The 923-nt window shown below is 55.4% G+C and carries 2 protein-coding genes; one reads left to right on the plus strand and one right to left on the minus strand.

The window, feature by feature from the left end:
- Positions 1-123 precede the first annotated feature (123 nt).
- Positions 124-582 carry an HTH-type transcriptional regulator Lrp gene (gene lrp / locus AUR66_RS13770; RefSeq protein ID WP_058572877.1) on the plus strand — a complete coding sequence of 153 codons (459 nt, stop codon included), beginning with the start codon at positions 124-126 and terminating at the stop codon, positions 580-582.
- 22 nt (positions 583-604) lie between these two features.
- On the opposite strand, the gene AUR66_RS13775 is transcribed toward lrp, so the two are convergent.
- On the minus strand, positions 605-923 hold a 319-nt coding region (locus AUR66_RS13775; protein WP_449271642.1), incomplete at its 5' end, for a transcriptional regulator FilR1 domain-containing protein.

Below are 923 nucleotides of genomic sequence, written 5' to 3' on the forward strand. Positions count from 1 at the left end.
CAGTGAATGCCCACGAGCACGCTCTCACGGACACATCCATCTCGATTGTTGACTCTTCGGTAATCCCCGAAAGAAGATGGACATTCGCAAAGTTCTAATGCTTCTAGGTGGCTCGTATGTGTAATGACGTACGAAAATCTCGATTCCAAGCTTGTCAACGCACTGCTAGACGATGGCCGAACGAGTCTCCGGAACCTCGCCGAGCAACTCGACGTCTCTGTGACGACCATCTCGAACCACCTCCGTGACCTCGAAGAAGAGGGTGTCATCGAGGGATACACACCTCGCGTCAACTACAGTGCACTCGGATACGACGTCACTGCAGTTATGCAACTAAAGGTCGAAGGTGACGCACTCGGCGACATCACCGACGAACTCAGAAAACAACCCCGTATGGTCTCGGTCTACGAAGTGACCGGGAACTACGACGTCATCGCCATCGGCAAGTTCCGGAATACAGACGACATGAACGCCCAAATCAAGGAGATACTCGCTGAAGCAGCGATTCGCGAGTCGAACACGAGTGTCGTGCTCAACGCCGTTTCGGAGAACGAGCAGTTCGAACTCGACGTCGACGAGTAACGGTCGCTTCTTCTTCTTCGTGTTACTCGCTGTGTCCAGTGGTCGGAAGGTCCAGTCGGACTGCTTCGTCGCGGTACTGTCGATAGAGATCGTTGGCCCAGTCGCGTGCTTTTGGTGCGTCTGTATCGACGAACGCAGAGAGCATCCCGGTCTCGTCGTAGCCGCCTAGCCCGACACGGTCGTCGAAAATCGCGAGTCCGAACGGAAGGTTATCGTGCGTCGAGAGAGTGAGCTGGCCCCTTTCGACGGCGTCTGCAATCGCGTCGGGGTACGAGTCGAGCATCTCTTCGACCACCGCCGATAGATAGACGATGTCCGTTTCCATCCCACCGAGTATCTCG

The sequence above is a fragment of the Haloferax profundi genome (assembly GCF_001469865.1).
GTDB lineage: Archaea > Halobacteriota > Halobacteria > Halobacteriales > Haloferacaceae > Haloferax > Haloferax profundi.

What these genes read in the sequence shown, in the direction of transcription:
- lrp (WP_058572877.1), top strand. Translation starts at nt 124, where the DNA reads ATGACGTACGAAAATCTCGATTCCAAGCTTGTCAACGCACTGCTAGAC.